This window comes from Pseudomonas sp. LAMO17WK12:I1, assembly GCF_900177315.1.
Taxonomy (GTDB): domain Bacteria; phylum Pseudomonadota; class Gammaproteobacteria; order Pseudomonadales; family Pseudomonadaceae; genus Aquipseudomonas; species Aquipseudomonas marginalis.
On sequence record NZ_FWZV01000004.1, the window covers coordinates 275,808 to 299,226 of the forward strand.

Genomic DNA, 23,419 nt, shown 5'->3' on the forward strand with positions numbered 1-23,419 from the left:
CGGCTCGGGATTGGCACAGGGCAAACAGCCAACGGCGCAGGCGCTTGAGTTTCAGTTCCATACCAGCAGCTCCGCAGGGGTGGGGTTGTAGGCGTTGCATGGGTTGTTCAACTGCGGGCAGTTGGAGATCAGCACGATCACATCCATCTCCGCCCGCAGGTCGACGTACTTGCCGGGGGCGGAAATGCCGTCTTCGAAGGTCAGCCCGCCGTCGGCCGTCACCGGCACATTCATGAAGAAATTGATGTTCGGCCCGATGTCGCCTTTGCCCAGGCGGCCGTCGTGGGCACAGGCGCGCAGGTAGTTGTCGCGGCAGCTGTGCATGTAGCGTTTTTCCAGGGCGTAGCGCACGGTGTTGCTCTCTTGGGCGCAGGCGCCGCCGAGGGTGTCGTGGCGTCCGCAGGTGTCATCGACGATGGTCAGCATCGGCTGGCCGAGGTTGGAATACAGCACGCTGCCGGTGCCCAGGTACACGCTGTTCTGCCGGCGCAACGTGCGTTGCACGTCGTAGCGTTCACGGGGGGTTTTCACGCTGTAGAACAACGTGTCGACGGCCTGGTTGCCCTCCAGGTCGAGGATGCGCAGGGTCTGCCCGACCTTGACCTCCATCAGCCACGGTTCGCCGGCGGGGATGGTTGCGCGGTAAACGGCCGCGTCCGGTTGTTTCAGTGCGATAGACATGGCAGCTCCTCAGGCGAACAGGCGGTCGGTGTTGATAAAGCCGCGCTCGTTTTCCGGGCGCGAGGTGCGGCAGTGTTCGGCGACGCTTTTGTCGGCGTTCATCCAGCTCAGTTTCAGCGGTTGCGGGGCGTATTGCGGGTTCGGGTCCATGGGGTGTTGCAGCGCGGTGAGCACTACCAGGGTGTCCATCGGCGCGTAGAGCTCGATGTAATCGCCGGCCTTGGAATGGCCCGGTACAAAGTGCAGGCCTCCGTCGCTGTCCACCGTGACTTTGCTGAACAGGTTGAGGGTCATCAGCAGGTCGGACAGGCCCAGGCCCCACTTGCCCAACTCCACCAACAGGTTGTCGGTGCCGTTGCGGAAGAAGCCATTGCGCAGTTCCTGGTAGCGGCCCTGGCCGTATTTCTCGGCGACTTCGGCGGCGCACAGTACGCCGCCGATGCTGTCGCTCCAGCCGCAGGTGTCGGCGGTGATCGCGGCCAGCACGCGGCCCATGTCCGAGTACAGGCAATGGCCGGTGGTGAGCTTGGCGGTGTGTTGGCATTTGAGACTGTCGGGCAGGTTCAGGCGCTCGGTTTTTTCGTTGGCGTTGAGCAGGGTCAGGCTGACGTTGGCGCCGCCGCGCAGGTCGGTCAGGCGCAGCAGTTGGCCGCGCTTGAGCACGAACGAACGGTGGCCGCCGCCGGGCAGCATTTCTTCGGCAAAGGGTGGGAACAGTTGGGTGGAATCGGTCATTTGGACGTGGCTCCAAGTTCGGCGGCGAGCGCCTTGCGGCGTTCGCTGTTCAAAGGGATGTCGTAGGTGATGCGCGCGCCGTAGGCGCCGGGGGCGTGGGGATCGACGCGAACCTTGTCGAACACCAGCAGGCGCGTGCCGAGGCTGAAGCCTTCGCTCAGGTCATGGGTGACCATGAACACCGTCAGCCGGGTTTCGCGCCACAGCGCCAGCAGCAGCTGGTGCATGTCCTTGCGAATGCCCGGGTCGAGGGCGCCGAAGGGCTCGTCCAGCAGCAACACGCGGGGTTTCATGATCAGGGCCTGGGCGATGGCCAGGCGTTGTTGCATGCCGCCGGAGAGCTGCGCGGGGTACTTGTCCAGGGCGTGGCCGAGGCCGACCTTGTGCAACAGCGCGGCAGCCTGTTCGCGGGCGTCCTTTTTGGCTTTACCGAACAGCCGGCCCAGCAGGCGAGAACGTGGCAGTTCCAGGCCAAGGGCGACGTTGTCGAGCACCGTCAAATGCGGGAACACCGAGTAGCGCTGGAACACCACGCCACGGCTGGCATCCGGCTCGGCGGCGAGGGCCTGGCCGTCCAGCAGGATCTGGCCCTTGCTCGCGGTTTCCTGGCCCAGCAGCAGGCGCAGGAAAGTCGACTTGCCACAGCCGGACGTGCCCACCAGTGTGCAGAATTCACCCTCGGCGACCTGCAGGTTGAGGCCTTCGAGCACCACCTGATCGCCATAGCGCTGCCACACATTATTGACGCTGATAAAGCTCATGCCCGCGCTCCTTCGTACCAAGGGAACGCACGCCGGGTCAGGGCCTTGAGGCCCCAGTCCATCAGCCAGGCGAGCAGGGTGATCCACACCACGTAGGGCAGGATCACGTCCATCGCCAGGTAGCGTCGTACCAGGAAGATCCGGTAGCCCAAACCGTCGGTGGAGGCGATGGCTTCGGCGGCGATCAAAAACAACCACGCCGAGCCGAGCATCAGCCGCAGCGAGATCAGCAGGCGCGGCAGCAATTGCGGCAATACCACACGCAGCATCAGGGTCCAGGTGGAGGCGCCGAGGGTCTGCGCCTTCACCAGCAGCTCGACCGGAATTTCCCGCGCGCGCTGTTCCAGGTCGCGGGCCAGGCAGGGGGTGACGCCGATGACGATCAGCATCACCTTGGACAATTCCCCCAGCCCGAACACGATGAACAGGATCGGCAGGATCGCCAGCGGCGGCACCATCGACAGCACCGTCAGCAACGGTGACAACGGCGCGCCAAACAGCGGCAGCGTGCCGGCGGCGATCCCCAGGCACAGGCCGGCGAGGGCGCTGATGCCCAGGCCGATGGCGAGGCGCCGCAGGCTGGCGGCGCTGTCCTGCCACAGCACGTATTCGCCGGTGCGGGTGTCGGCGTTGAAGGCCAGGCGTTTTACCGCGTCAAGCATTTGCCCGGCACCGGGCAGCAGCTTGTCGTTGGGGTTGTCCGCCAGGCGCTCGGCCGAGCCCACGAAGTAGGCGAACAGCAGCAGGGCGAACGGCAGCAGCACCAACAGCAGGCGGCTGGAGCGGTCCGGATGACGGTTGATCAGGCGCATGGCCGGGTCCTCTTACAGCTTGCCGTCGGCGGCCATCTGTACGTAGCTGGGGTCGAACTGCAGCTTGAGGTTGGCCTTGTCGCCGCTGGTCACACCGTTGGCGAAGCGCATGCCCACGGCGCTGGCGTCCTTGGCGCCTTCACCCAGCAGGCCGTGTTTAAACGAGAACTCGGCGACTTTGCCCATGGTGGCGGGCAACTGTGGACTGGTGGCGAAGGCCAGGGCTTCCTGGGGCGTGGCGAACAGCTTGGTAGTGTCCAGTTGCGACTGGAAGCCCGCAAGGTCCGTGCCGGAGGCCTTGGCCATATGTTCGAGGGCTGCGGTGCTGGCGGGGCCCTTGGCGCTCATCAGCGCGACCACTTCGAACCAGGCGCCGGTGAGGGCTTTGCCCAGCTTGGGGTTGTCTTTGAGGACCTGGGTGTTGACCACCATCATGTCCATGATTTCGCCGGGCACTTTGCTCGAGTCGAACACCTGGCTCACCCCAGGCTTGGCCTTGATCTCCGAAAGCATCGGGTTCCAGGTGGTGACGGCCTGGACCTGGTCGGTGTTGAACGCCGCCGCGATGTCGGCATCGGAGGTGTTGACCACCTTCAGGTCTTTTTCCGTCAAGTCCGCCGACTCCAGCGCGCGGGCCAGCAGGTAGTGGGACACCGAGAGTTCCACCAGGTTGACGTTCATGCCCTTGAGGTCGGCCACGGTCTTGCCGGTGCCCTTGATCACCACGCCGTCGTTGCCGTTGGAGAAGTCGCTGACCACCAGCGCGGTGCTGTCCACGCCACCGGCGGCGGGGATGGTCAGGGCGTCCATGTTGGTCATGGTGCAGCCGTCGAACTGGCCGGCGGTGTATTGGTTGATGGATTCGACGTAGTCGTTGAGCTGCACCATGTCGATGGTGATGCCGTACTTCTTCGCCCACTTGTCGAGGATGCCTTGGCTGCCGGCGTACTCCCACGGCATCCAGCCGGCGTAGATCGTCCAGCACACGCTGAAGTGTTTTTTGGGGGCGGCTTGGGCCTGGACGCTCAGCACGGCGGCAAAGACGACGGCGAGCAGGGCGGGTAAACGGATTGAGGGCATGGGTCTTCTCCAGTTGATCAAGGGCGAGCAGGAGCAACGCGGCACCGTGAACGGTGGCTTGTCTCCCGGGCTTTTATCCCGCCGTGTAACCTCAACTGGAGGTCGCCAACTCTCGGACCAGCCACTCGCTTTCGGCGAGCCGGAACCCTAGTCGGCCATTGCAAATTGTGGTGCCGCGAACCTGTATCAATCCTGCACGCAAGAGATAAAGCGAGAGTCGTGCCAAGTGGCTTCGATGCCCGGCGGTTCAGCCGGGCGGGCGGGAGAGGAGGGTGTAGAAGAGGGCGGTGTGCGCCACGCGGGTGCGTCGGCGCACTGCTATGAGGCGCTTACAGCTGGAACTTGCTGACCAGCACATTGAACGAGGTGGCCAGGCGCGACAGGTCCTGGCTGGAGGCGTTGGTCTGGTGCGCACCGGCGGCGGTCTGGGTGGACAGGTCCTGGATGTTGAGCAGGTTGCGATCCACCTCCCGGGCCACCTGGGCCTGTTCCTCGGACGCCGAGGCGATCACCAGGTTGCGCTCGTTGATGCTGGCCACGCTGGCGGTGATGCGCTCCAGCGCCTGGCCGGCGTTTTGCGCCAGGGTCTGGGTGTTGTTGGCCCAGGTCAGGCTTTTGTTCATGGCGGCCACGGCGCCATCGGCACCGGCCTGGACTTCACCGATCATTTTCTCGATGTCGACCGTGGAGGTCTGGGTGCGGTGGGCCAGCGCGCGCACCTCATCGGCCACCACGGCAAAACCACGGCCTTGTTCACCGGCTCGGGCAGCTTCGATGGCGGCATTGAGGGCCAGCAGGTTGGTCTGGTCGGCAATGCCGCGGATCACATCGATCACCTTGCCGATTTCGCGCACCTGGTTGGCGAGGTCGGCGACCGATTGGGTCGAATCGTTGATCTCGACCACCATCGATGACATGCCCGACACGGCCTGCTCCACCTGCTGGCGACCGTCCTCGGCTTCGGCGGTGGCCTGGCGCGACGCCTCGGAGGTCGACACGGCGTTGCTCGCCACTTCGTCGACCGCTGCGGTCATCTGGTTGACGGCGGTGGCGGCTTGCTGGATTTCGTCGTTCTGGCGGGTCAGGCCGCGGCTGCTTTCGTCGGTGACCGCGCTCAGCTCTTCGGCGGCTGACGCGAGCTGGTCGGAAGCGTTGGCGATTTCCACCAGGGTGCTTTTCAGGCCGCCCTGCATATCCGACAACGCCATCAACAGTTGCCCGGCTTCGTCGGTGCGCTCGGTAACGATGGCTTGGGTCAGGTCACCCTTGGCAATGCGCTGCGCGCCTTCCACCGCCTGTGCGATGGGGCGGGTGATGAGCCGCGTGATCAGCACGCCAATGATGATTGCAATGATGAAGGCCAGCACGATGCCGGCAATCATCCAGGTCATCGCACTGTTGCGCAGATCGTCGGCGGCGGCGGCGCCTTCCTTGATCTGGCGGTTATTGGAGTCGACCATCACGCGAATCAGCTCACGTGCCTGGCGGAACAGTTCATTGTTACTGGTGTTGAGCTGCGTACGGGCTTGCTCAAGCTGGCCGGCATCGAGCATCGCGATGATGCGTTCGGAGTTACTGACGTAGGTGGGCCAGATCTGGTCGAACTTGTCGCCGGCTGCCCGTTCGTCATCTTCCAACGGTGTGGCGCGATAAATGGCGTAGGCGGTCTGGCTGCGCTTGAGTTCGTTGGCGATGTCCTGGCGCACGCGTTCGCGGTCCTGCTGGGCCACATCGCCATTGCTGGCATCCACCAGGCGATACAGGCCACGGTTGTGGGCGACCATGCCATTGAGGGTGGCGGCGGTATTGCTCACCGAGACCAGGTTGTTCGAGAAGGTCAGTTCAAGCGCCGAAGCCAGCCGTGTCACGCCCTTGATACCCAAGGCGCCCACGACGAGGGTGATGAACGCGCACAATACAAATGAGAGCAGCAGTTTGGTTGAAATCTTCATGACTGGAATCCGGGTATGAGGGGAGGAAGCTCGCGCTAGAGCCTCCCTGGCATTGTGCGATGTCGTAATGACATCATGCAAATCCGGAAAGTTTCAGTTCGTACAAAAAAGCCCTGTTCATGACGGTTACACACATGTTTCAAACTATTGCGAAAACGCACCAGTTTCGTTTTTTGATGTCAGATATTTCGTCATTCAGTGAAAGCTGAATGCCGCCCCCCAGCGTCGCTGGAGGTGCTCTTCCGCGGTCCAGGAGGCCGCCATGTATCGACGACTGCTGCTCAGCGCTTTACTCGGTCTGACCCTTTCCGCTTGTGTGCCCTACTACGATGGAGGCCAGAGCTACTACCGTTCCGAGGTCTACACCTCACCGGCGCCGGCTTATTACTATGGCGGCGGCACGGCGTATCAATATCGCCGTGATTACTACCCGTCGCCGCGTTACTACGCTCCGGCACCGCGTTACTACTCGGCACCGCGTTATTACCAGCCGGCGCCTCGCTATTACCCGTCAGGGCCAAGGGCCGGTTACCGGCCTTACCCGAACCAGGGCTGGGGGGATCGTTGGAACAATGGCGGGCATGGACGCGGTGGCGATCATGACCGTGGAGGTGGCCGCGGCGGTCACCGTTGACCGGCCTGTATGACAAGCGGCGCATGAAGCGCCGCTTTTTCATGGGCGCAAAACCTCAGTAATCGGACAAGTCCGCCAGCGGGTGCCGGCCTTCCCACGCCTTGGTGAAGTGCGCCTGCACCACGGCGTCCGGGACCGTATTGATGTCCGGCCAATGCCAATGGGGCTTCTGGTCCTTGTCGATCAACCGCGCGCGCACCCCTTCGCTGAATTCCGGATGGCGGCAGCAGTTCAGGCTCAGGGTGTATTCCATCTGGAACACCTCGGCCAGGGACAGATGGCGGGCCCGCTGGATCTGTTCCCACACCAGGTGCGCGGTCAGCGGGCAGCCTTCGCTCAATGTCTTGCCGGCGCGATTGAACAGTGGGTCCGCGTGGTCACGCAGCGGGCTCAAGGCGCGCCAGGCGCTGCGCACATCGCCGACGTCCAGCCATTCGTCGATCTGTGCTCGGCGCGGCAGCCATTGCGCCTCGGGTTGCTGGGCCACGGCTTCCTGGGCCAGGGCCTTGGACAGGCTGTTGAGCTGTATCGCGGTCTGCTCCTGCCAGTTCAGTTGCAGCAAGCCATCGAGCAACTCGTCTTGTTGATCGTCGCGCAGGAAACGGTCGGCCAGGCCCAGGTCCAGGGCGTCACGGCCGTTGATATGGGCGCCGGTAAGGCCAAGGAATAAGCCCAGCTTGCCCGGCAGGCGCGACAGGAACCAACTGGCGCCCACGTCCGGGTACAGGCCGATGCTGATCTCGGGCATGGCCAGGCGGCTGCTCGGCGTGACAATCCGTATGGCCGCACTTTGCAGCAGGCCCATGCCCCCGCCCAGCACGTAGCCGTGGCCCCAGCAGATCAGTGGTTTAGGGTAAGTGTGCAAGCGGTAGTCGAGACGATATTCCGCAGCAAAAAACTGTGCGGCCAGGGCCGGCACTTCACCCGGCTGCTCGCGGCAGGCCTGGGCCAGGCTGCGCACTTCGCCCCCGGCGCAAAACGCCTTGGGCCCGTTGCCACGCAGCAGCACACAGACGATGTTCGGGTCTTTGGCCCAGGCCTCCAGGCGATCAGTCAGGGCCAGGATCATCGGCAAAGAGAGGGCATTGAGGGACTTTTCAGCGTCGAGGCTGGCGATGCCGACGCGGGCGCCGCCGCTGCCGGTCAGTTCTTCGAAGTGCAGATTCATCGTGACCTCAATCGAGAAGGTGAAGGATCAGTATGATCGCTTCGTGGGAAAGTGCCGGTGGTGTGTCAGATCAATTGACAAGCAGGGCCGGCTTTCCTAGGGTTCGCCTCATTCTTTTCTACAAGACATTTCAACTATGACCGAAGGCGACCGTATCAAACTCGAACCCAGCTGGAAACACGCCCTGCGTGATGAGTTCGATAAGCCCTACATGGGCCAGTTGCGTGAGTTCCTGCGCCAGGAACATGCCGCCGGCAAAGAGATCTACCCACCCGGACCGCTGATCTTCAATGCGCTTAATTCAACGCCGCTGGACAAGGTCAAGGTGGTGATCCTCGGCCAGGACCCGTACCACGGCCCCGGCCAGGCCCACGGTTTGTGCTTTTCGGTACAACCGGGCGTGCCGGCACCGCCGTCCCTGGTCAATATCTACAAAGAGCTCAAACGCGACCTGAACATCGACATCCCCAACCACGGCTGCCTGCAAAGCTGGGCCGACCAAGGCGTGTTGCTGCTCAACACCACCATGACCGTGGAACGCGCCAACGCCAATGCCCATGCGGGCAAGGGCTGGCAGTTCTTTACCGATCGCATTATCGAGGTGGTCAGCGAGCACCAGCCGCACCTGGTGTTCCTGTTGTGGGGCGCCCATGCCCAGGGCAAGCAGAAGCTGGTCGATGCCACCAAGCATTTGGTGCTGACGTCGGTGCATCCGTCGCCGTTGTCGGCGTACCGGGGGTTCCTGGGGTGCGGGCATTTCAGCCGCACCAACAAGTTTCTTGAGCAGAACGGCGAGACGCCGATTGAGTGGCGCCTGCCGCCGCTCTAAGGCCAGGCACAGTTCAACCTGTGCCGAAGGTTTAGATTTTTTCCGGCTGACGGTTCCAATGCCGAAACAACGGCTCCGCCAGGAACAGCACAAACAACAAGCGCATCACCTGCATCGCCGTCACCAACGGCACCGACAGTTGCAGGGTCTCGGCCGTGAGGCTCATCTCGGCAATCCCGCCGGGCATCATGCCCAGGGTCAGCGAGCGCAAATCCAGGTGGGTGAGGGCGCTCAAGCCCACTGCCGCCAACGTTGCCAGCGCCATGGTCAAGGCCGTGCCGATCAAGGTGCGGCCCATGAACGACGGCGCTCGACGGAAGAACTGCCGATTGAAGTGACAGCCCAACCCGCTGCCAATCAACCACTGGCCGATCTGGCTGCCGCCGTCGGGCAGGCCGATATGCAGGTCCCACACCACGCTGGCCGTCGCACTGACCAGCAAGGGGCCGAACAACCACGGGTTAGGCTGGCGCAAGCGCTGCCATCCCCAGGCCACCAGTGCACCGAGTGGAAACAGCAGCGCCAGCCACACCCAACTGACCGGCGCCGGATGAAACTGCGGCGCACCGCCGCCCAACAGGTACTTGAAGATCGCCGGCACACACAGCACCACCACCAGCACACGCAGGCTTTGCCCTGCCGCCACACGGCTGAGTACCGCGCCATTGCGCGAGCCGAGGTTGACCATCTCCCCGGAACCGCCCGGCATGCTCGAGAAAAACGCGGTGGCGCGGTCTTCGCCACTGCGGCGCATCAACCACACGCCGACCACGCTCGACAGGCTGGTGACCAACGCACCGAAGAAAATCAGGCCGAAATGGCTCATTACCTGTTCGATTACCACGGGGGTGAAGTGCAGGCCGATGCCGATGCCCACCACCCATTGGCCGCATTTGCGCCCGCCGGGAATCTCCGCCAACTGCCAGGGCGTTAGGCAACGCACGAGGATGATCGCCAGTAAGGAGCCGACCATGTACGGCAAAGGCCAGCCGACCAGGCTGGCCAGGTAACCGCCGGCCAGGCCGACCAGCGGTGTTCCCCACCAATGTTTAAAGGTGACCTCAGACATCGGCCACGGCACGACGCTGCAGGGCACGTTTGCGGTAGATGCGCACCAGCGGGAAGGCGAGCATCAACGCGGTCAGTACCCACACCCCGAAGGTGATCGGGCTTGACCAGAGAATCTGCAGGTCACCGTTGGAAATCGACAGCGCGCGGCGCAGGTTCTGTTCCATCAGGCCGCCGAGGATAAAGCCCAGCAGCACCGGCGACAGCGGGAAGTCCAGCTTGCGCAGGATGTAGCCGAAGATGCCGATGCCGACCATCAGGAACAGGTCGAAGGTGGTGGCGTGCACCGCGTACACACCGATCGCGGTGATGATCGCGATCACCGGCACCAGCGCCCAGTTCGGCACGGCGAGGATGCGCGTGAAGATGCGGATCATCGGGATGTTGAGGATCACCAGCATGATGTTGGCGATAAACAACGAGGCGATCAGGCCCCAGACGATGTCCGGTTGCTGTTGGAACAGCAGCGGGCCGGGGGTGATGTTGTACAGCGACAGGGCGCCGATCATCACGGCGGTGGTGCCCGAACCGGGAACGCCGAGGGTCAGCATCGGCACCAGGGCACCGCAGGCGGACGCGCCGATGGCGGTTTCCGGTGCCGCCAAGCCGCGCATGTCGCCCTGGCCGAATTTGCCGCTGGCACCGGCCAGGCGTTTCTCGGTCATGTACGCCACGGCCGAGGCCAGGGTCGCGCCCGCGCCGGGCAGCACGCCCATGATGAAACCGAGCAGGCCGCAACGAATGTTCACCACGAACACCGAACCTGCTTCCTTCAGGTTGAACATCATCCGCCCGGTGGCTTTCACCGCTTCCTGGCCACGGTGGGTTTTTTCCAGCAGCAACAGGATCTCGCTGATGGAGAACAAGCCCAATACCAACACCACAAACTGGATGCCGTCGGTGAGGTGGATGTTATCGCCGGTGAACCGGTACACGCCGCTGTTGGCATCGATGCCCACTGCCGAGAGGAACAGGCCGATCAGCGCCGCCACGAAGGTTTTCAGCGGTTTGTCACCGGCCATGCCGCCCAGGCAGACAATCGCGAACACCATCAGCACGAAATATTCCGCCGGGCCGAAGGCAATCGCCCATTTGGCCAGCAGCGGCGCGAACAGCACCATGCCGCAGGTGGCGATAAACGCGCCGATGAACGAACTCCACGCGGACAACGACAGCGCCACGCCGGCCAGGCCTTTGCGGGCCATCGGGTAGCCGTCGAGGGTGGTCATTACGGTGGAGGCTTCGCCCGGGATGTTCAGCAGGATCGAGCTGATACGCCCGCCGTATTCGCAGCCCAGGTACACGGCCGCCAGCAGGATCAGTGCCGATTCCGGCGGCAGGCCCAGGGCGAACGCGATGGGGATCAACAGCGCCACGCCGTTGATCGGGCCCAGGCCCGGCAACAGGCCGACCACGGTGCCGATCAGGGTGCCGCACAGGGCGGTCACCAGGTTGTAGGGGGACAGTGCAACGCCGAAGCCCTGGCCCAAATAGCCGAAAGTATCCATATCAGTTCTCCAGAACGTCGAGCAGGCCGAGGGGCAGTGGAACATCCATGGCCTTATCGAACAGCAGATAAAGACCGATGGCCATCAGGCTGACGATCACCACGCTGGGCACCCAGCGCCCGCCATACAGGCGCGCCATGGGGATGCCGATCAGCATGCTGCTGAGGATGAAGCCCAGGGGCTCGAAGGTGCCGGCAAACACGATCAACAGCGCCACGCAGATGCCGATCTTGACCAGGGTCTGGCGGTCCAATGCCGGTTCTTCTTCGGTGTGCTGGGTGGGTTGCGGGCGGAACAGCATGTAGATCAGCGCCAGGCTCATCAGCCCGAGCATCAGCAATGGGTAGGCGCGGGGCCCTACGGGTTCGTAGGAAAACGACGCCTGGTAGGGCCAGGCCATCAGCGCCAGACCGGCGCAGGCCAGCAGCAGCGCGGCGGCGAATATGCGTTGTAAGAGCATGTTGAACTCCTGGGCCATGCCTGGGGTTCGCCAGGCATGGCCGCGCGACAGAGGGGCGATTACTGGATCAGGCCGAACTCTTTGGCCAGCACTTTGTAGTCAGCCACCTGTTTCTTCACGTAGGTGTCCAGCTCCGGGCCGGTCATGGCGAACGGGAACAGCTCGCGCTGGTCACGCAGCTTGGCGAACTCGTCGGAGGCCAGCAGTTTGTCGAAGGCCTCCTTCCACCAGGCGTAGTCGGCATCGCTGACTTTTGGCCCGAGGTAGAAGCCACGCACCACCGGCCAGACGATGTCGTAGCCTTGCTCTTTGGCGGTCGGAATATTCTTCATTTCCGGCTCGTCCAGGCGCTCCTCGGAGAACACCGCCAGCAGGCGCATGTCACCGCTGAGGATGTGCGGCATGGAGTCGGAGATGTCGGTACTGCCGACCTGGATATGTCCGCCGAGCAGGGCGGTGGCGATTTCACCGCCGCCTTCGAGCGCCACGTAGCGCAGCTCGCGCGGGTTGATCCCGGCGGCCTTGGCGATCAGCGCGGTTTGCATCCAGTCCTGGCTGCCGACGGTGCCGCCGGAACCGATCACCACGCTGCCGGGATCTTTCTTCAGGGCTTTGACGAGGTCGTCGAGGGTCTTGTAGGGCGAATCGGCTTTCACAGCGATGGCACCGTAGCTGGTACCCACGGCGGCCAGCCAACGTACGGCGCTCTCATCGAAGCGCCCGAACTTGCCCTGGGCCAGGTTCAGCAGCGAACCGCTGGACCAGGCCACGAGCGTACCGCCGTCCGCAGGACGCTGGGCCACCACGGCGTTGTAGGCCACCGCGCCCACGCCGCCCGGCATGTAGGTCACGCGCATTGGTTTGCTCAGCAGTTTCTCGTTGACCAGCGCGCTTTGCGCCAGTTTGCAGGTCAGGTCAAAACCACCGCCGGGGGAGGCCGGGGCGATGCATTCCGGGCGCTTGGGTTCGTCGGCGGCCAGCAGTTGGCCGGCGAACAGCATGCAGCCGGCGGCGAGGGCCAATTTACGCAATGAAGGGGTCATGGTGATCTCCGTCTTTGTTGTTATGAGTGGCTTACCAGAGCGCAACGCTGTAGCTGACCAGCAGGCGCATTTCATCCGCATCACGGGCTGAATAGTTGGAACGGTAGGTGGCATTGCGCAGGCGCACGGCGACATCCTTGAACGTACCGCTTTGCACCACGTACTTGATCTCGCTGTTGCGTTCCCATTCCTTGCCGGTGTCGCCGTTCCTGAGCTTGATATTGTCACCCGAGAGGTAACGGCTCATGAAACTCAGGCCGGGAATGCCCAGCTTGGCGAAGTCGCAGTCGTAGCGCGCCTGCCAGGAGCGCTCCTCGGCGCCGGCAAAGTCGTTGATCTGCACGAAGTTGACCAGGTACGGGTCGCTGCCATCCACGTACGGAAAGGCACTGTTGCCGGACATATGCTGGTAGCCGGCGCTGAGCTTATGGCCATTGAGGGCATAGCTGAACAGGCCGTTGAGGGAGGTGTTGTCGATCTTGCCGCCACGGGCTGCGCCTGCGTCATCGCTGATCGCCAGGCGCAGGTCGGTGGCGAAGGTGCCGGGGCCCATCGGGCGCGCGGCAACCAGGCCGAGGAAGTGCTGGCGGTACACGTCGTCGAGTTGGGCGAAGTGGTAGCTGCCGGTGATCTTGTCGGCGAACTTGTAGTCGACCCCGCCGAAGTTGAAATGCTTGCCGGTGGCACCGCTGAGAAAGCGGCTGTTCTTGTTGTTGAGGGCGATGTCCTCGTAGTTGCTGTCGTCGCGGTCCTTGGCCTTGTCGAGGCGGCCGCCGGTGAAGACCAGGTTCTTGAATTCCTTGGAGGTGACCAGGCCACCGTTGAAGGTCTGCGGCAGGATGCGCCCGTCATTGGGCTTGAGGATCGGCAGTTCAGGCATCAGCGAGCCGATCTTGAGCTCGGTGGCGGAAATCTTCACTTTGCCGGTCAGGCCCAGCTTGGAGTACTCGTTGGCGGCGCGGCCATCGTCGTGGGTGGGCAGCAGGCCGGTGCCGGTGCGGTCGGGGCTGGAGTCGAGCTTGACCCCGAGCATGCCCAGCGCATCCACGCCAAAGCCGACGGTGCCGTCGGTGTAGCCCGATTGCAGGTTGAGCATGAAGCCCTGGGCCCACTCGTCGCGCTTGGACTGCTGGGCGCTGGTGCCGTCGCGAAAGTCGCGGTTGAAGTACATGTTGCGGGTTTCCAGGGTCGCACTGCTGTCTTCGAAGAAGGCAGCCTGGCCAAGCGGCGAAAAGCCGGCAAGGGCAGCGGCACTGGCAAGGGCGGTGTGGGTCAGGCGGGAAATACGAACAGGCGGGCAAGCCTGGGGCTGTGTCGACAGCATCGTGGTGCACTCCGTTATTGTTCTTATTTTGGCGAAAACGCTTCGAGGCGTTTTTCGGGCGCGACCCATCAGGTCGCTCGGCAGGCATGACCTACCGTGGCTGGATGCTAAAGGGCGAAGCTTTCACTAACCTTTCAGCTGCCTTTCAATGTTTTCAGGCTTCACAGGGCAGTCGGCGCCTGTAAACTGCCCGGCAAAGCGTGGCGCCGACCACGTCCGAATAAGGTGGAAATCCATGCGTGTCCTTCTGGTTGAAGACCATCTGCAACTCGCCGAAAGCGTCGCCCAAGCGCTCAAGAGCACAGGTTTGACCGTTGACGTATTGCATGACGGCGTGGCCGCCGACCTGGCCTTGAGCAGCGAGGATTACGCGGTGGCCATCCTCGATGTGGGCCTGCCGCGCATGGACGGCTTCGAGGTGCTGGCGCGCTTGCGGGCGCGTGGGAAAAACCTGCCGGTGCTGATGTTGACCGCGCGCAGCGATGTGAAGGACCGCGTGCATGGCCTGAACCTGGGCGCCGATGACTACCTGGCCAAACCGTTCGAACTGACCGAGCTGGAAGCCCGGGTCAAGGCGCTGCTGCGCCGCAGCGTATTGGGCGGCGAGCGCCAGCAGGCCTGCGGGGTGCTGGTCTATGACCTCGACACCCGACGTTTCACGGTGGGCGGCGAGTTGATGACGTTGACCTCCCGCGAGCAAGCCGTGCTTGAAGCGCTGATTGCCCGCCCAGGCCGGGTGATGAGCAAGGAGCAACTGGCTTCCCAGGTGTTCGGCCTGGACGAAGAGGCCAGCCCCGACGCCATCGAAATCTACGTGCACCGCCTGCGCAAGAAGCTCGATGGCCAACCCATTGCCATCGTGACGTTCCGCGGTCTCGGCTACCTGCTGGAAGCCCGCGATGCATAAGCCCAGCAGCCTGCGCTGGCGCCTGCTGTGGAACCTGGCGCTGCTGCTGGTGCTGTTGATGCTCGCCAGTGGCATGAGTGCCTACTGGAACGGTCGCGAAGCGGCCGACACCGCCTATGACCGCACGCTGCTGGCCTCGGCGCGTACCATCGCCGCCGGCCTGACCCAGGTGGACGGTACCCTCAGCGCCAACGTGCCCTATGTCGCCCTCGACACCTTTGCCTACGACAGCGCCGGGCGCATCTATTACCAGGTCAATGACATTGATCAGAAACTGATTTCCGGCTACGAAAACCTCCCCGGCCCGCCCCCCGGCACACCGCGCACCGACGACTACCCGGCGCTGGCGCGCTTCTACAACGCCAAGTACCAGGGCCAGGAAGTGCGGGTGGTCAGCCTGCTGAAGGCGGTCTCCGAACCGAACATGAACGGCATGGCGGAAATCCGCGTGGCCGAAACCGATGAGGCACGGGTGAGCATGGCCCGCAGCCTGATGGCTGACACCTTGCTGCGCCTGGGCATGCTCGCCATTGGCGCCTTGTTGCTGGTGTGGTTTGCCGTCAGCGCCGCCTTGCGCCCGCTGGAGCGCCTGCGCACGGCGGTGGAAGAGCGCCAGCCCGACGACTTGCGGCCGTTGCCGTTGGTGGAGGTTCAGCATGAGTTCGGCCCGCTGGTGCGTTCCCTCAACCACTTCACCGAACGCCTGCGCGGCCAGTTCGAGCGTCAGGCGCAGTTTATTGCCGATGCATCCCATGAACTGCGTACCCCGTTGGCGGCGCTCAAGGCGCGCCTGGAGCTGGGCCTACGCGCCGAAGATCCCGCAACCTGGCGCAGTACCCTGGAGACCGCCGCCCAAGGCACCGATCGGTTGACCCACCTGGCCAATCAGTTGCTGTCCCTGGCGCGCATCGAAAACGGTGCCCGGGCGATTGCCGAAGGCGGCGCGCAGTTGCTCGACCTCAGCCAATTGGCTCGTGAACTGGGCATGGCCATGGCGCCGTTGGCCCATGCGCGCGGCGTGGCACTGGCGCTGGAGGCGGATGAACCGGTGTGGTTGCGTGGCGAGCCGACGCTGCTCAATGAACTGTTGAGCAACCTGGTGGACAACGCCCTGGCGCACACGCCACCGGGCGGCAACGTGATCCTGCGGGTCACGGCGCCGGCGGTACTGGAGGTGGAAGATGATGGCCCGGGTATTCCGCAGGATGAGCGCGACCGGGTGTTCGAGCGCTTCTACCGCCGTAGCCAGCAAGGCATGGGCTCAGGCCTGGGGTTGGCGATCGTGGGCGAAATCTGTCGTGCGCATCTGGCCCAGATCAGCCTGCATGACGGCGAGCACGCGGGGTTGAAGGTGCGGGTGAGTTTTATCGCCGGTTGATCAATCGAACATGGCGCGCGCTTCATCCAGCTCTGCGCGCAGTTTTTCGCTGTAGGGATCAACCCGCAGTTTTTTCATCGCAGGCACGCTGGAGACGTCCACCTTGGCCAGGGGGTGATCGGTGCCGTGATGGCAATACAGCATGGCAATCTGCACTACGTCGATGTAGTCGAGGCAGGCTGAGTCCCGCTCCAGGTTCAGGTACTGGCCCGGCAGTTTCGCCAGCATTTCCGGGAAGTCCCAGCCACTCAGCAACTTGTCGCCCAGCACCGGGTGGATGCTGTCGATCACGTGGTTGAGGCTGACCGGATCCGACAGCAGCTCGTAGTGGTCTTCGGCGTAGGTCAGGATCGGCAGCACGCCGATCTGGTGCACCAGGCCGCCCAGCGCTGCCTGGTCCGGCTTGAGCTGGCTGTGGTTGCGGCACAGGGCGTAGCTTACACCTGCCACTTCCAGGCTGCGGCGCCACACATCGCGCATTTTCTGTTCGACCACTTCGGAACGGGCATGGAAGATCTGTTCCATCACCAGGCCGATGGCCAGGTTGCTGCTGTAGTTGGTGCCCAGCCGGGTGATGGCGGTGTGCAGGTCGGTGACTTCCTGGGTGGCGCGCAACAGCGGGCTGTTGACCACTTTGATCAGGCGCGCCGACAACGCAGTGTCGCGGCCGATCACTTTACTCAAGTGGCTGATGCTGATTTCCGGGTCTTCAGCGGCCTGACGGATGTTCAGGGCCACTTCCGGCAATGTCGGCAGAACCAGGTCATCGTTGTCGATGGCCTTAACCAACGCCTGTTGGACTTTTTCCGCCAGTTTGTTCATTCATGCTCTCTAGGGTGTTGCAGGAAAATACGGCGACTAACGCTGGATCTCACGATCGCGGTCAAGGGTGTAAGGCAGGTCAAGCAGTTGCAAACCGGGGCCTTCCAGTGTGCCTAGGTGCACATCGCCACTATCGGCAGCTTCGGCTTGCAATACCGCCAGAAGTTCAATCACCTGGTCAGCTTTTGCTGCAATCACCACTTCGCCGATCGAGCTGTTGTGGCTGGGGGAAAACAACGGGGTGCCTGGCTCGGGCATTTGCGCCGCGTTCAAGCTCAAGCGGTACAGGCGACGCTTGAGTTTGCCCAGGTACTGCATGCGCGCGACGATTTCCTGGCCGGTGTAGCAGCCTTTCTTGAAGCTGACGCCGCCCACGGCCTGCAGGTTGAGCATCTGCGGGATGAACAGTTCGCGAGTCTGGGGCATGACCTGGCCGATACCGGCGCGGATCTGGCCCAGTAGCCAGTGATTCAAGTCGGTTTGTGTCAACTGTGCGGCCAATTGGCCGCGCACGCCGTCGGCTTGCTCGGCCGGTACCCAGAGTTCGGCGCGGGCGGGGGACACGCGGACGGCGATCAGGTGTTCGGTACGGGCAACGCTGTCCGTTTCGGTGGGCAGCTCAAGGCCAAGGCCGGTCAGCGCCTGATCGCCATCGATCACACCGAAACGCACCCAGGCGGCGCTTTCGTCGGTGAGCTTGGACTTGGAGAACACCGCATATTTCTTCAGGTCCGCCAGTTGCGGTTCGAGCAGTTCGCTGGCCATGGCCAGGAGTACGCCGTCGCCCTGCAACAGGATGCGGAAGCTCGACTGCATGCGGCCTTTTTGCGTGCAGCGCGCACCGAGGCTGGCCTGGGTGTCGCTCAGGTAATTGAGGTTGCAGGTGAGTTGTCCCTGCAGGAACTTGGCAGCGTCGGAGCCGCGGACGGCGAGAACGCCTTCGTGGGACAGGGGGCAGAAGAAAGCAGAGTCAGCCATGGGTCATCGCAGGTCAAAAAGTCATGGGTGCATCATAGAGGGGCGCCCGGCAAATGGATAGTTTCCGTAGGGGGCGACCAAAGCCGACTGTTCCGGTGCCGTCGGGCCTGTATACTTGCACTCTATTTGAGGAGCGCTCCATGGTCGAAGATGTAGAAATCAATCGTCTCTACTGGCACAGCCGTCGTGGCATGCTTGAGCTTGATGTGTTGCTGGTGCCTTTTACCAAAGAGGTGTATGCGACGCTCAATAAGGAAGATCGCGATCTCTACGTCAGGCTGCTGACTTGCGAAGATCAGGACATGTTCGGCTGGTTCATGGAGCGGGCCGAATCCGAAGATCCTGAACTGCAGCGCATGGTCCGGATGATCCTGGATCGTGTCCAGCCCAAGTAATCGTTTTGAATGCCGCTGGCAGGCCTCACGGCTGCTGCTGGCGGCGTATCTCCTTGCCCAGCTGTTCGCGCTGGGTGCGCTGATGGTCCTCGACGCTCCCTTTGCCGTCCTCGGCGTGCTGGCGTGCCTGGCCCAGGCTGCCTGGGTATTGCCGCGTTATGTCCTGCTGACTCACCGTTCGTCGATTCGTGGCCTGCGACGGGATGAAGAGGGCTGGCAATTATTCAGCGGTGAGCGCGGCTGGCATCGCGTGCAGCTGCGCCCCGACAGCCTGGCGTTGCCGCTGATTGTGGTGTTGCGCTATCGCGTACCGGGGGAATGGCGGGTTCGCTCGGTCTGCGTGCCGACGGATTCGCAGGCCGCCGATGTGCACCGGCGCCTGCGGGTTCGCTTGAAGTTCAGCCGCCGTAGGTGGTTGGCACCAGAATAGTGTCGCGGGCCTCGGGCAACATCTGCGGGTAGTCGAGGGTGTAGTGCAGGCCCCGGCTTTCCTTGCGTTCCATGGCCGAACGGATCATCAACTCCGCGACTTGGGCCAGGTTGCGCAGTTCGATCAGGTCACGGCTGACCTTATAGTTGCTGTAGAACTCATCAATCTCATCCAGCAGCAATCGCACCCGGTGCTGTGCCCGTTGCAGGCGCTTGTTGGTGCGCACGATCCCCACGTAATCCCACATGAAGCGCCGCAGCTCGTCCCAGTTGTGGGCGATGATCACGTCTTCGTCCGAGTCGGTAACCTGGCTGGCATCCCAGCGGGGCAGGGCGGCCGGCACCGGGATGCGCGGCAGTTGTTCGAGAATGTCGGCTGCGGCCGAGCGGGCGTAGACGAAGCATTCGAGCAGTGAGTTGCTGGCCATGCGGTTGGCGCCGTGCAGGCCGGTGAAGCTGGTTTCGCCAATCGCGTACAGGCCGGGTACATCGGTACGCCCATGTTGGTCGACCATCACGCCGCCGCAGGTGTAGTGCGCCGCCGGCACCACCGGGATCGGGCCTTTGGTGATGTCGATGTTGAACGCCAGGCAGCGCTCGTAGACGGTCGGGAAGTGGGTCTTGATGAACGCTTCGGGCTTTTGGCTGATGTCCAGGTAGACGCAGTCGATGCCCAGGCGCTTCATTTCATGGTCGATGGCGCGGGCGACAATATCCCGTGGAGCCAGCTCGGCGCGCGGGTCGAAACGCTGCATGAAGCGCTCACCATTGGGCAGCTTGAGGTGTGCACCTTCGCCGCGCAGGGCTTCGGTGATCAGGAAGCTCTTGGCCTGTGGGTGATAAAGGCAGGTGGGGTGGAACTGGTTGAATTCCAGGTTGGCCACCCGGCAGCCCGAGCGCCATGCCATGGCAATGCCGTCGCCGCAGGCGCCGTCGGGGTTGCTGGTATAGAGGTAGACCTTGGCGGCGCCGCCGGAGGCGAGGATGGTGAAGCGCGCACCATAAGTATCCACTTCGCCGCTGGCGCGGTTGAGCACATAGGCGCCGAGGCAGCGTTCGCCCGGCAGGCCCAGGCGCTTTTCGGTGATCAGGTCGACAGCGACGCGTTGTTCCAGCAATTCGATGTTGGGGCGTTGGCGGGCCTGGTCGAGCAAGGTCCTGAAGATCGCGGCACCGGTGGCATCGGCGGCGTGGATGATACGGCGATGGCTGTGGCCGCCTTCGCGGGTCAGATGGAACTCGAAGCCGCCGTCATCGCTGCCTGCGTGTTCATCGCGGGTGAAGGGCACGCCCTGGTCGATCAGCCATTGGATCGCCTCGCGGCTATGCTCGACGGTGAAGCGCACCGCGTCTTCGTTGCACAGGCCACCGCCGGCGTTGAGGGTGTCTTCAACGTGGGATTGCACCGTATCGGTGTCGTCCAGCACCGCGGCGACACCGCCCTGGGCCCAGAATGTCGAACCGTTGGCCAGGTCGCCTTTGCTCAGGACGGCAATGCGCAAGTGGCTGGGAAGGGTAAGTGCAAGGCTCAAGCCGGCCGCGCCGCTACCGATCACCAGGACATCGTGTTGAAACTGTTGGCTCATTTGAAGGATTCCGCAAAAAGCGATCCACAGGGCTGGCGCAAACAGGACGCCTGGATCGGCGAATCAAAGGGTCACACGGGCCACTAGTATATAGAGGGGGGGAGCGGCACAATAGCCGGGCATTCGTGGCAATGTGAGATTACGGTGCACGGCTCGGGTAAAATCGGCAGGTTATTGAGATGGGAACTTTTTGCATAAGCCTCGACTCAATAGCAGGTTGCCCGAAAGCTGGGAAACGTTGAGTTTATTGGCCCGTCGGGAGCATTGGACGCGTCAGAAAACCGACGACAAGATTATTCGCGCAGCCGGCGTTGCCCGCGCTGCGTTTTTCGTGTGTGCCAAATCAGTGCATGCCGGAAACTTGCTTGAAGGGGGAGAACTTTTGCGAAAAGTCCGAGTCTATGTTTGCAAGCCTGATCGTTTAGTTATGCAAGCCTCCTTCAAGTACAACGAGGAGTGTTCATGCTAACCCAGGAAGAGGATCAGCAGCTGGTCGAGCGCGTTCAACGCGGTGACAAGCGAGCATTTGATCTGCTAGTGCTGAAATACCAGCACAAAATTCTCGGGTTGATCGTGCGGTTTGTGCACGACACCCATGAAGCGCAGGACGTTGCACAGGAAGCCTTTATCAAGGCGTACCGTGCACTGGGCAATTTCCGCGGTGATAGTGCGTTTTACACGTGGCTCTACCGCATCGCCATCAACACGGCGAAGAACTATCTGGTGTCTCGCGGACGCCGCCCACCGGATAGTGATGTAAGTTCAGAAGATGCAGAATTTTACGATGGTGATCACGGCCTCAAAGATCTCGAGTCGCCGGAGCGTGCATTGCTGCGCGACGAGATCGAAGGCACCGTTCATCGCACGATTCAGCAACTGCCAGAAGATTTGCGTACGGCGTTAACTTTACGTGAATTCGATGGTCTGAGTTACGAAGACATTGCGAGCGTCATGCAGTGTCCGGTGGGGACTGTAAGGTCACGGATTTTCCGGGCCCGGGAAGCCATCGATAAAGCCTTGCAACCGTTGTTGCAGGAAAACTAAAGACAGCGGCGACAGCCAAGAGAGGAACCGCCATGAGTCGTGATGCCCTGCAGGAATCGCTGTCCGCAGTGATGGATAACGAAGCGGATGAACTGGAACTTCGTCGAGTGCTCAATGCATTTGATGATGCCGAAACCCGTGATACCTGGTCTCGTTACCAAGTCGCTCGGGCGGTGATGCACAAGGATCTTCTAATCCCTCGTCTGGATATTGCTGCGGCCGTTTCTGCCGCGCTGGCTGATGAAGCCGTTCCGGCAAAAGCTGCTCGTGGCCCTTGGCGCAGCCTGGGTCGCCTGGCAGTGGCTGCTTCGGTGACTGTTGCAGTGCTGGCCGGTGTTCGCCTGTACAACCAGGACGAAATCGCCGGTGCCGAACTGGCCCAGCAGACTCAGCAACCGGTCATGGCCGGTCCGCAAGTCAAAGGCCCAGCGGTACTGGCCGGCTACAAGGAAAGCTCCGACACCACCGGCCCTATGGCCAACGGTGTGCTGCAAGGGCAATCCGGCTGGCAGGACCAGCGTCTTCCAGGCTACCTGCGCCAACACGCACAGGAATCCGCCTTGAAAGGCACTGAAAGCGCTCTGCCATACGCTCGCGCTGCAAGCCTGGAAAACCGCTGATCCGTTAAGGAGCCCTATGCGCGCCATACCGCTCCTTACCTTATTGCTCAGTGGTTGGTTTGCACTCCCCGCCCATGCCGACGACGCCCAAGACTGGCTGACTCGACTTGGGCGTGCTGAGCAGCAGCAAAGTTTTCAAGGTACGTTTGTCTACGAACGTAATGGCAGTTTTTCTACCCATGACATCTGGCATCGTGTCCAGAATGGCCAGGTCCGCGAGCGGCTTTTGCAGCTTGATGGTTCTGCCCAGGAAGTCGTTCGCGTAGATGGCCGCACTCAGTGCGTCAGCGGCACTCTTGTCGCCGGCCTTGGCAATTCGCGTGATGCGCCCTCGCGCGCCCTCGATCCGCAAAGACTCAATCAATTCTACGAACTGGCCGTTATCGGCAAATCTCGCGTGGCCGGTCGTAATGCAGTGATTGTGTCGATTACACCCCGTGATCAATACCGCTACGGTTTTGAGCTGCATCTTGATCGTGAAACTGCCTTGCCGCTCAAATCCTTGTTGCTGAATGATCAAGGGCAGTTGCTGGAGCGCTTTCAGTTCACTCGATTGGACACCTCCACCACGCCTAATGATCGCGACTTGCAGCCCAGCGGCGAATGCACCTCCATCGCCGTCGGCGACACCAAGGCAGCGGCCGTAGAGGCCACCGAGGCGTGGCACTTGGAGTGGTTGCCGCCAGGCTTTCAGCTGACCAATAGCAGCGCCCGCAAGGATCCCCATACCAAGGCCACGGTCGACAGCCTGATGTATGAAGATGGACTGGCGCGCTTCTCGGTGTTTCTCGAGCCGATCAGCGATGTGAGCGTGACCGAGACTCGCACCCAATTAGGCCCCACGGTCGCTGTATCTCGTCGCTTGAATACGGTGGATGGCGAAATGATGGTGACTGTGGTCGGCGAAATACCTATTGGCACCGCCGAACGCATCGCACTGTCGGTGCGCGGTGAAAAAAAGGCCACCCCCAAGCCGTGAGTCGTTAATCCTATGTTCATCCGGATCTTTCACAGTACGCCCATGCCAGGTTGGCTGCCGAGAGCATGAAATGTCTGGATCAGCATTTTCACTTGCAAAAATCTCCCATGTTTTTTATAGGTCAGGGCTTGTTGGCCCTGGCCTTGTTTTGTTCGCGGAACAAAGATGTCGTTCGCAGTTTTCGGCGTTTCTTGAACCCTGTCGCTCAACCCTGCTCGTCGTAACG

At 62.4% G+C, this 23,419-nt stretch carries 25 protein-coding genes and 1 riboswitch; of the genes, 9 read left to right on the forward strand and 16 right to left on the reverse strand.

Features of this window, described 5'->3' with window-relative positions:
- Positions 1-51: 51 nt before the first annotated feature.
- The 6 genes from B9N88_RS08975 to B9N88_RS09000 all read right to left on the reverse strand — a co-directional run bounded on the left by B9N88_RS08975 (position 52) and on the right by B9N88_RS09000 (position 6,021).
- Positions 52-681 carry an urea amidolyase associated protein UAAP2 gene (locus B9N88_RS08975; RefSeq protein WP_027604338.1) on the reverse strand — a complete coding sequence of 210 codons (630 nt, stop codon included), beginning with the start codon at positions 679-681 and terminating at the stop codon, positions 52-54.
- 9 nt (positions 682-690) lie between these two features.
- Positions 691-1,416, reverse strand: coding sequence for an urea amidolyase associated protein UAAP1 (locus tag B9N88_RS08980; protein ID WP_027604337.1), 726 nt, complete (start codon positions 1,414-1,416; stop codon positions 691-693).
- Positions 1,413-2,177 (reverse strand): ABC transporter ATP-binding protein, encoded by a 765-nt coding sequence (locus B9N88_RS08985; protein ID WP_027604336.1) that lies wholly within the window; start codon positions 2,175-2,177, stop codon positions 1,413-1,415. The genes B9N88_RS08980 and B9N88_RS08985 overlap by 4 nt, the downstream gene beginning before the upstream one ends.
- Positions 2,174-2,989: an ABC transporter permease gene (locus B9N88_RS08990; RefSeq protein WP_027604335.1), complete on the reverse strand. Its 816-nt coding sequence runs from the start codon at positions 2,987-2,989 to the stop codon at positions 2,174-2,176. Before B9N88_RS08990 ends, B9N88_RS08985 begins: the two co-directional genes overlap by 4 nt.
- Positions 2,990-3,001: 12 nt before the next feature.
- The gene (locus tag B9N88_RS08995; RefSeq protein ID WP_027604334.1) at positions 3,002-4,069 is read right to left on the reverse strand and encodes a putative urea ABC transporter substrate-binding protein; all 1,068 of its coding nucleotides are present in this window, start codon (positions 4,067-4,069) and stop codon (positions 3,002-3,004) included.
- Between the two features lie 60 nt (positions 4,070-4,129).
- Positions 4,130-4,231: riboswitch (guanidine-I (ykkC/yxkD leader) on the reverse strand.
- 167 nt (positions 4,232-4,398) lie between these two features.
- On the reverse strand, positions 4,399-6,021 hold the full coding sequence (locus tag B9N88_RS09000; RefSeq protein WP_027604333.1) for a methyl-accepting chemotaxis protein: 1,623 nt from the start codon (positions 6,019-6,021) through the stop codon (positions 4,399-4,401).
- A gap of 262 nt (positions 6,022-6,283) precedes the next feature.
- Between B9N88_RS09000 and B9N88_RS09005 the strand changes: the two genes are divergently transcribed.
- A complete protein-coding gene (locus B9N88_RS09005) occupies positions 6,284-6,655 on the forward strand; it encodes a hypothetical protein (RefSeq protein ID WP_081744398.1) in 372 nt (123 codons plus the stop codon).
- Positions 6,656-6,710: 55 nt separating this feature from the next.
- Here the strand turns inward: B9N88_RS09005 and B9N88_RS09010 are convergent, their stop codons facing one another.
- The gene (locus B9N88_RS09010; protein WP_027604332.1) at positions 6,711-7,823 is read right to left on the reverse strand and encodes an enoyl-CoA hydratase/isomerase family protein; all 1,113 of its coding nucleotides are present in this window, start codon (positions 7,821-7,823) and stop codon (positions 6,711-6,713) included.
- 136 nt (positions 7,824-7,959) lie between these two features.
- Between B9N88_RS09010 and ung the strand changes: the two genes are divergently transcribed.
- Positions 7,960-8,652 carry a uracil-DNA glycosylase gene (gene ung, locus B9N88_RS09015; protein ID WP_027604331.1) on the forward strand — a complete coding sequence of 231 codons (693 nt, stop codon included), beginning with the start codon at positions 7,960-7,962 and terminating at the stop codon, positions 8,650-8,652.
- Between the two features lie 31 nt (positions 8,653-8,683).
- Here the strand turns inward: ung and B9N88_RS09020 are convergent, their stop codons facing one another.
- Genes B9N88_RS09020 through B9N88_RS09040 form a run of 5 tightly spaced genes read right to left on the reverse strand, consistent with a single transcriptional unit; the run spans position 8,684 to position 14,055 of the window.
- On the reverse strand, positions 8,684-9,721 hold the full coding sequence (locus B9N88_RS09020) for an AbrB family transcriptional regulator (RefSeq protein WP_027604330.1): 1,038 nt from the start codon (positions 9,719-9,721) through the stop codon (positions 8,684-8,686).
- Entirely contained in the window at positions 9,714-11,228 is a 1,515-nt protein-coding gene (locus B9N88_RS09025) for a tripartite tricarboxylate transporter permease (protein ID WP_027604329.1), read from the reverse strand. Before B9N88_RS09025 ends, B9N88_RS09020 begins: the two co-directional genes overlap by 8 nt.
- 1 nt (position 11,229) lies before the next feature.
- Entirely contained in the window at positions 11,230-11,688 is a 459-nt protein-coding gene (locus tag B9N88_RS09030) for a tripartite tricarboxylate transporter TctB family protein (RefSeq protein ID WP_027604328.1), read from the reverse strand.
- A 59-nt stretch (positions 11,689-11,747) separates the two neighbouring features.
- On the reverse strand, positions 11,748-12,731 hold the full coding sequence (locus B9N88_RS09035; protein WP_027604327.1) for a Bug family tripartite tricarboxylate transporter substrate binding protein: 984 nt from the start codon (positions 12,729-12,731) through the stop codon (positions 11,748-11,750).
- Positions 12,732-12,762: 31 nt separating this feature from the next.
- Entirely contained in the window at positions 12,763-14,055 is a 1,293-nt protein-coding gene (locus B9N88_RS09040; RefSeq protein WP_027604326.1) for an OprD family porin, read from the reverse strand.
- 235 nt (positions 14,056-14,290) lie between these two features.
- Between B9N88_RS09040 and B9N88_RS09045 the strand changes: the two genes are divergently transcribed.
- Together B9N88_RS09045 and B9N88_RS09050 are read left to right on the forward strand one after the other, a co-directional pair.
- Positions 14,291-14,962 (forward strand): response regulator, encoded by a 672-nt coding sequence (locus tag B9N88_RS09045; RefSeq protein ID WP_027604325.1) that lies wholly within the window; start codon positions 14,291-14,293, stop codon positions 14,960-14,962.
- Positions 14,955-16,340: a sensor histidine kinase gene (locus B9N88_RS09050; RefSeq protein WP_027604324.1), complete on the forward strand. Its 1,386-nt coding sequence runs from the start codon at positions 14,955-14,957 to the stop codon at positions 16,338-16,340. The genes B9N88_RS09045 and B9N88_RS09050 overlap by 8 nt, the downstream gene beginning before the upstream one ends.
- On the opposite strand, the gene B9N88_RS09055 is transcribed toward B9N88_RS09050, so the two are convergent.
- Together B9N88_RS09055 and B9N88_RS09060 are read right to left on the reverse strand one after the other, a co-directional pair.
- Positions 16,341-17,162, reverse strand: a complete 822-nt coding sequence (locus B9N88_RS09055; RefSeq protein ID WP_027604323.1) for an HDOD domain-containing protein — start codon at positions 17,160-17,162, stop codon at positions 16,341-16,343.
- 36 nt (positions 17,163-17,198) lie between these two features.
- Positions 17,199-18,140 (reverse strand): CAF17-like 4Fe-4S cluster assembly/insertion protein YgfZ, encoded by a 942-nt coding sequence (locus B9N88_RS09060; protein WP_027604322.1) that lies wholly within the window; start codon positions 18,138-18,140, stop codon positions 17,199-17,201.
- 140 nt (positions 18,141-18,280) lie between these two features.
- On the opposite strand from B9N88_RS09060, the gene B9N88_RS09065 reads away from it, so the two are divergent.
- Both B9N88_RS09065 and B9N88_RS09070 read left to right on the forward strand, forming a co-directional pair.
- Positions 18,281-18,535, forward strand: coding sequence for an FAD assembly factor SdhE (locus tag B9N88_RS09065; protein ID WP_027604321.1), 255 nt, complete (start codon positions 18,281-18,283; stop codon positions 18,533-18,535).
- Positions 18,519-18,965: a protein YgfX gene (locus tag B9N88_RS09070; RefSeq protein ID WP_027604320.1), complete on the forward strand. Its 447-nt coding sequence runs from the start codon at positions 18,519-18,521 to the stop codon at positions 18,963-18,965. The genes B9N88_RS09065 and B9N88_RS09070 overlap by 17 nt, the downstream gene beginning before the upstream one ends.
- On the opposite strand, the gene nadB is transcribed toward B9N88_RS09070, so the two are convergent.
- Positions 18,934-20,550: an L-aspartate oxidase gene (gene nadB / locus B9N88_RS09075; protein WP_027604319.1), complete on the reverse strand. Its 1,617-nt coding sequence runs from the start codon at positions 20,548-20,550 to the stop codon at positions 18,934-18,936. The two genes, B9N88_RS09070 and nadB, sit on opposite strands and share 32 nt — an antisense overlap.
- A gap of 462 nt (positions 20,551-21,012) precedes the next feature.
- Here nadB and rpoE point away from each other — a divergent pair, with 462 nt between their 5' ends.
- The 3 genes from rpoE to B9N88_RS09090 are packed head-to-tail and all read left to right on the forward strand — an operon-like array spanning position 21,013 to position 23,193.
- Complete coding sequence (rpoE, locus tag B9N88_RS09080) at positions 21,013-21,594, forward strand: RNA polymerase sigma factor RpoE (RefSeq protein ID WP_003172477.1); 582 nt, start codon at positions 21,013-21,015, stop codon at positions 21,592-21,594.
- Positions 21,595-21,626: 32 nt separating this feature from the next.
- Positions 21,627-22,214: a sigma-E factor negative regulatory protein gene (locus B9N88_RS09085; RefSeq protein ID WP_003172479.1), complete on the forward strand. Its 588-nt coding sequence runs from the start codon at positions 21,627-21,629 to the stop codon at positions 22,212-22,214.
- A gap of 16 nt (positions 22,215-22,230) precedes the next feature.
- Positions 22,231-23,193, forward strand: a complete 963-nt coding sequence (locus tag B9N88_RS09090; protein ID WP_051429320.1) for a MucB/RseB C-terminal domain-containing protein — start codon at positions 22,231-22,233, stop codon at positions 23,191-23,193.
- Positions 23,194-23,222: 29 nt separating this feature from the next.
- Here the strand turns inward: B9N88_RS09090 and B9N88_RS32325 are convergent, their stop codons facing one another.
- Entirely contained in the window at positions 23,223-23,402 is a 180-nt protein-coding gene (locus tag B9N88_RS32325; protein WP_133822131.1) for a hypothetical protein, read from the reverse strand.
- Positions 23,403-23,419 lie beyond the last annotated feature (17 nt).

Excerpts from the sequence above, each read along its gene's own strand:
- B9N88_RS09005 (WP_081744398.1), top strand. The coding sequence starts at position 6,284 with ATGTATCGACGACTGCTGCTCAGCGCTTTACTCGGTCTGACCCTTTCC.
- B9N88_RS09010 (WP_027604332.1), bottom strand. The coding sequence starts at position 7,823 with ATGAATCTGCACTTCGAAGAACTGACCGGCAGCGGCGGCGCCCGCGTC.
- B9N88_RS08975 (WP_027604338.1), bottom strand. The coding sequence starts at position 681 with ATGTCTATCGCACTGAAACAACCGGACGCGGCCGTTTACCGCGCAACC.
- B9N88_RS09020 (WP_027604330.1), bottom strand. The coding sequence starts at position 9,721 with ATGTCTGAGGTCACCTTTAAACATTGGTGGGGAACACCGCTGGTCGGC.
- ung (WP_027604331.1), top strand. The coding sequence starts at position 7,960 with ATGACCGAAGGCGACCGTATCAAACTCGAACCCAGCTGGAAACACGCC.
- B9N88_RS08985 (WP_027604336.1), bottom strand. The coding sequence starts at position 2,177 with ATGAGCTTTATCAGCGTCAATAATGTGTGGCAGCGCTATGGCGATCAG.
- B9N88_RS09090 (WP_051429320.1), top strand. The coding sequence starts at position 22,231 with ATGCGCGCCATACCGCTCCTTACCTTATTGCTCAGTGGTTGGTTTGCA.
- B9N88_RS08990 (WP_027604335.1), bottom strand. The coding sequence starts at position 2,989 with ATGCGCCTGATCAACCGTCATCCGGACCGCTCCAGCCGCCTGCTGTTG.
- B9N88_RS09040 (WP_027604326.1), bottom strand. The coding sequence starts at position 14,055 with ATGCTGTCGACACAGCCCCAGGCTTGCCCGCCTGTTCGTATTTCCCGC.
- B9N88_RS09045 (WP_027604325.1), top strand. The coding sequence starts at position 14,291 with ATGCGTGTCCTTCTGGTTGAAGACCATCTGCAACTCGCCGAAAGCGTC.
- rpoE (WP_003172477.1), top strand. The coding sequence starts at position 21,013 with ATGCTAACCCAGGAAGAGGATCAGCAGCTGGTCGAGCGCGTTCAACGC.
- B9N88_RS09050 (WP_027604324.1), top strand. The coding sequence starts at position 14,955 with ATGCATAAGCCCAGCAGCCTGCGCTGGCGCCTGCTGTGGAACCTGGCG.
- B9N88_RS09060 (WP_027604322.1), bottom strand. The coding sequence starts at position 18,140 with ATGGCTGACTCTGCTTTCTTCTGCCCCCTGTCCCACGAAGGCGTTCTC.
- B9N88_RS09065 (WP_027604321.1), top strand. The coding sequence starts at position 18,281 with ATGGTCGAAGATGTAGAAATCAATCGTCTCTACTGGCACAGCCGTCGT.
- B9N88_RS09025 (WP_027604329.1), bottom strand. The coding sequence starts at position 11,228 with ATGGATACTTTCGGCTATTTGGGCCAGGGCTTCGGCGTTGCACTGTCC.
- B9N88_RS09035 (WP_027604327.1), bottom strand. The coding sequence starts at position 12,731 with ATGACCCCTTCATTGCGTAAATTGGCCCTCGCCGCCGGCTGCATGCTG.
- B9N88_RS09085 (WP_003172479.1), top strand. The coding sequence starts at position 21,627 with ATGAGTCGTGATGCCCTGCAGGAATCGCTGTCCGCAGTGATGGATAAC.
- B9N88_RS09000 (WP_027604333.1), bottom strand. The coding sequence starts at position 6,021 with ATGAAGATTTCAACCAAACTGCTGCTCTCATTTGTATTGTGCGCGTTC.
- B9N88_RS08995 (WP_027604334.1), bottom strand. The coding sequence starts at position 4,069 with ATGCCCTCAATCCGTTTACCCGCCCTGCTCGCCGTCGTCTTTGCCGCC.
- B9N88_RS08980 (WP_027604337.1), bottom strand. The coding sequence starts at position 1,416 with ATGACCGATTCCACCCAACTGTTCCCACCCTTTGCCGAAGAAATGCTG.
- nadB (WP_027604319.1), bottom strand. The coding sequence starts at position 20,550 with ATGAGCCAACAGTTTCAACACGATGTCCTGGTGATCGGTAGCGGCGCG.
- B9N88_RS09055 (WP_027604323.1), bottom strand. The coding sequence starts at position 17,162 with ATGAACAAACTGGCGGAAAAAGTCCAACAGGCGTTGGTTAAGGCCATC.
- B9N88_RS09030 (WP_027604328.1), bottom strand. The coding sequence starts at position 11,688 with ATGCTCTTACAACGCATATTCGCCGCCGCGCTGCTGCTGGCCTGCGCC.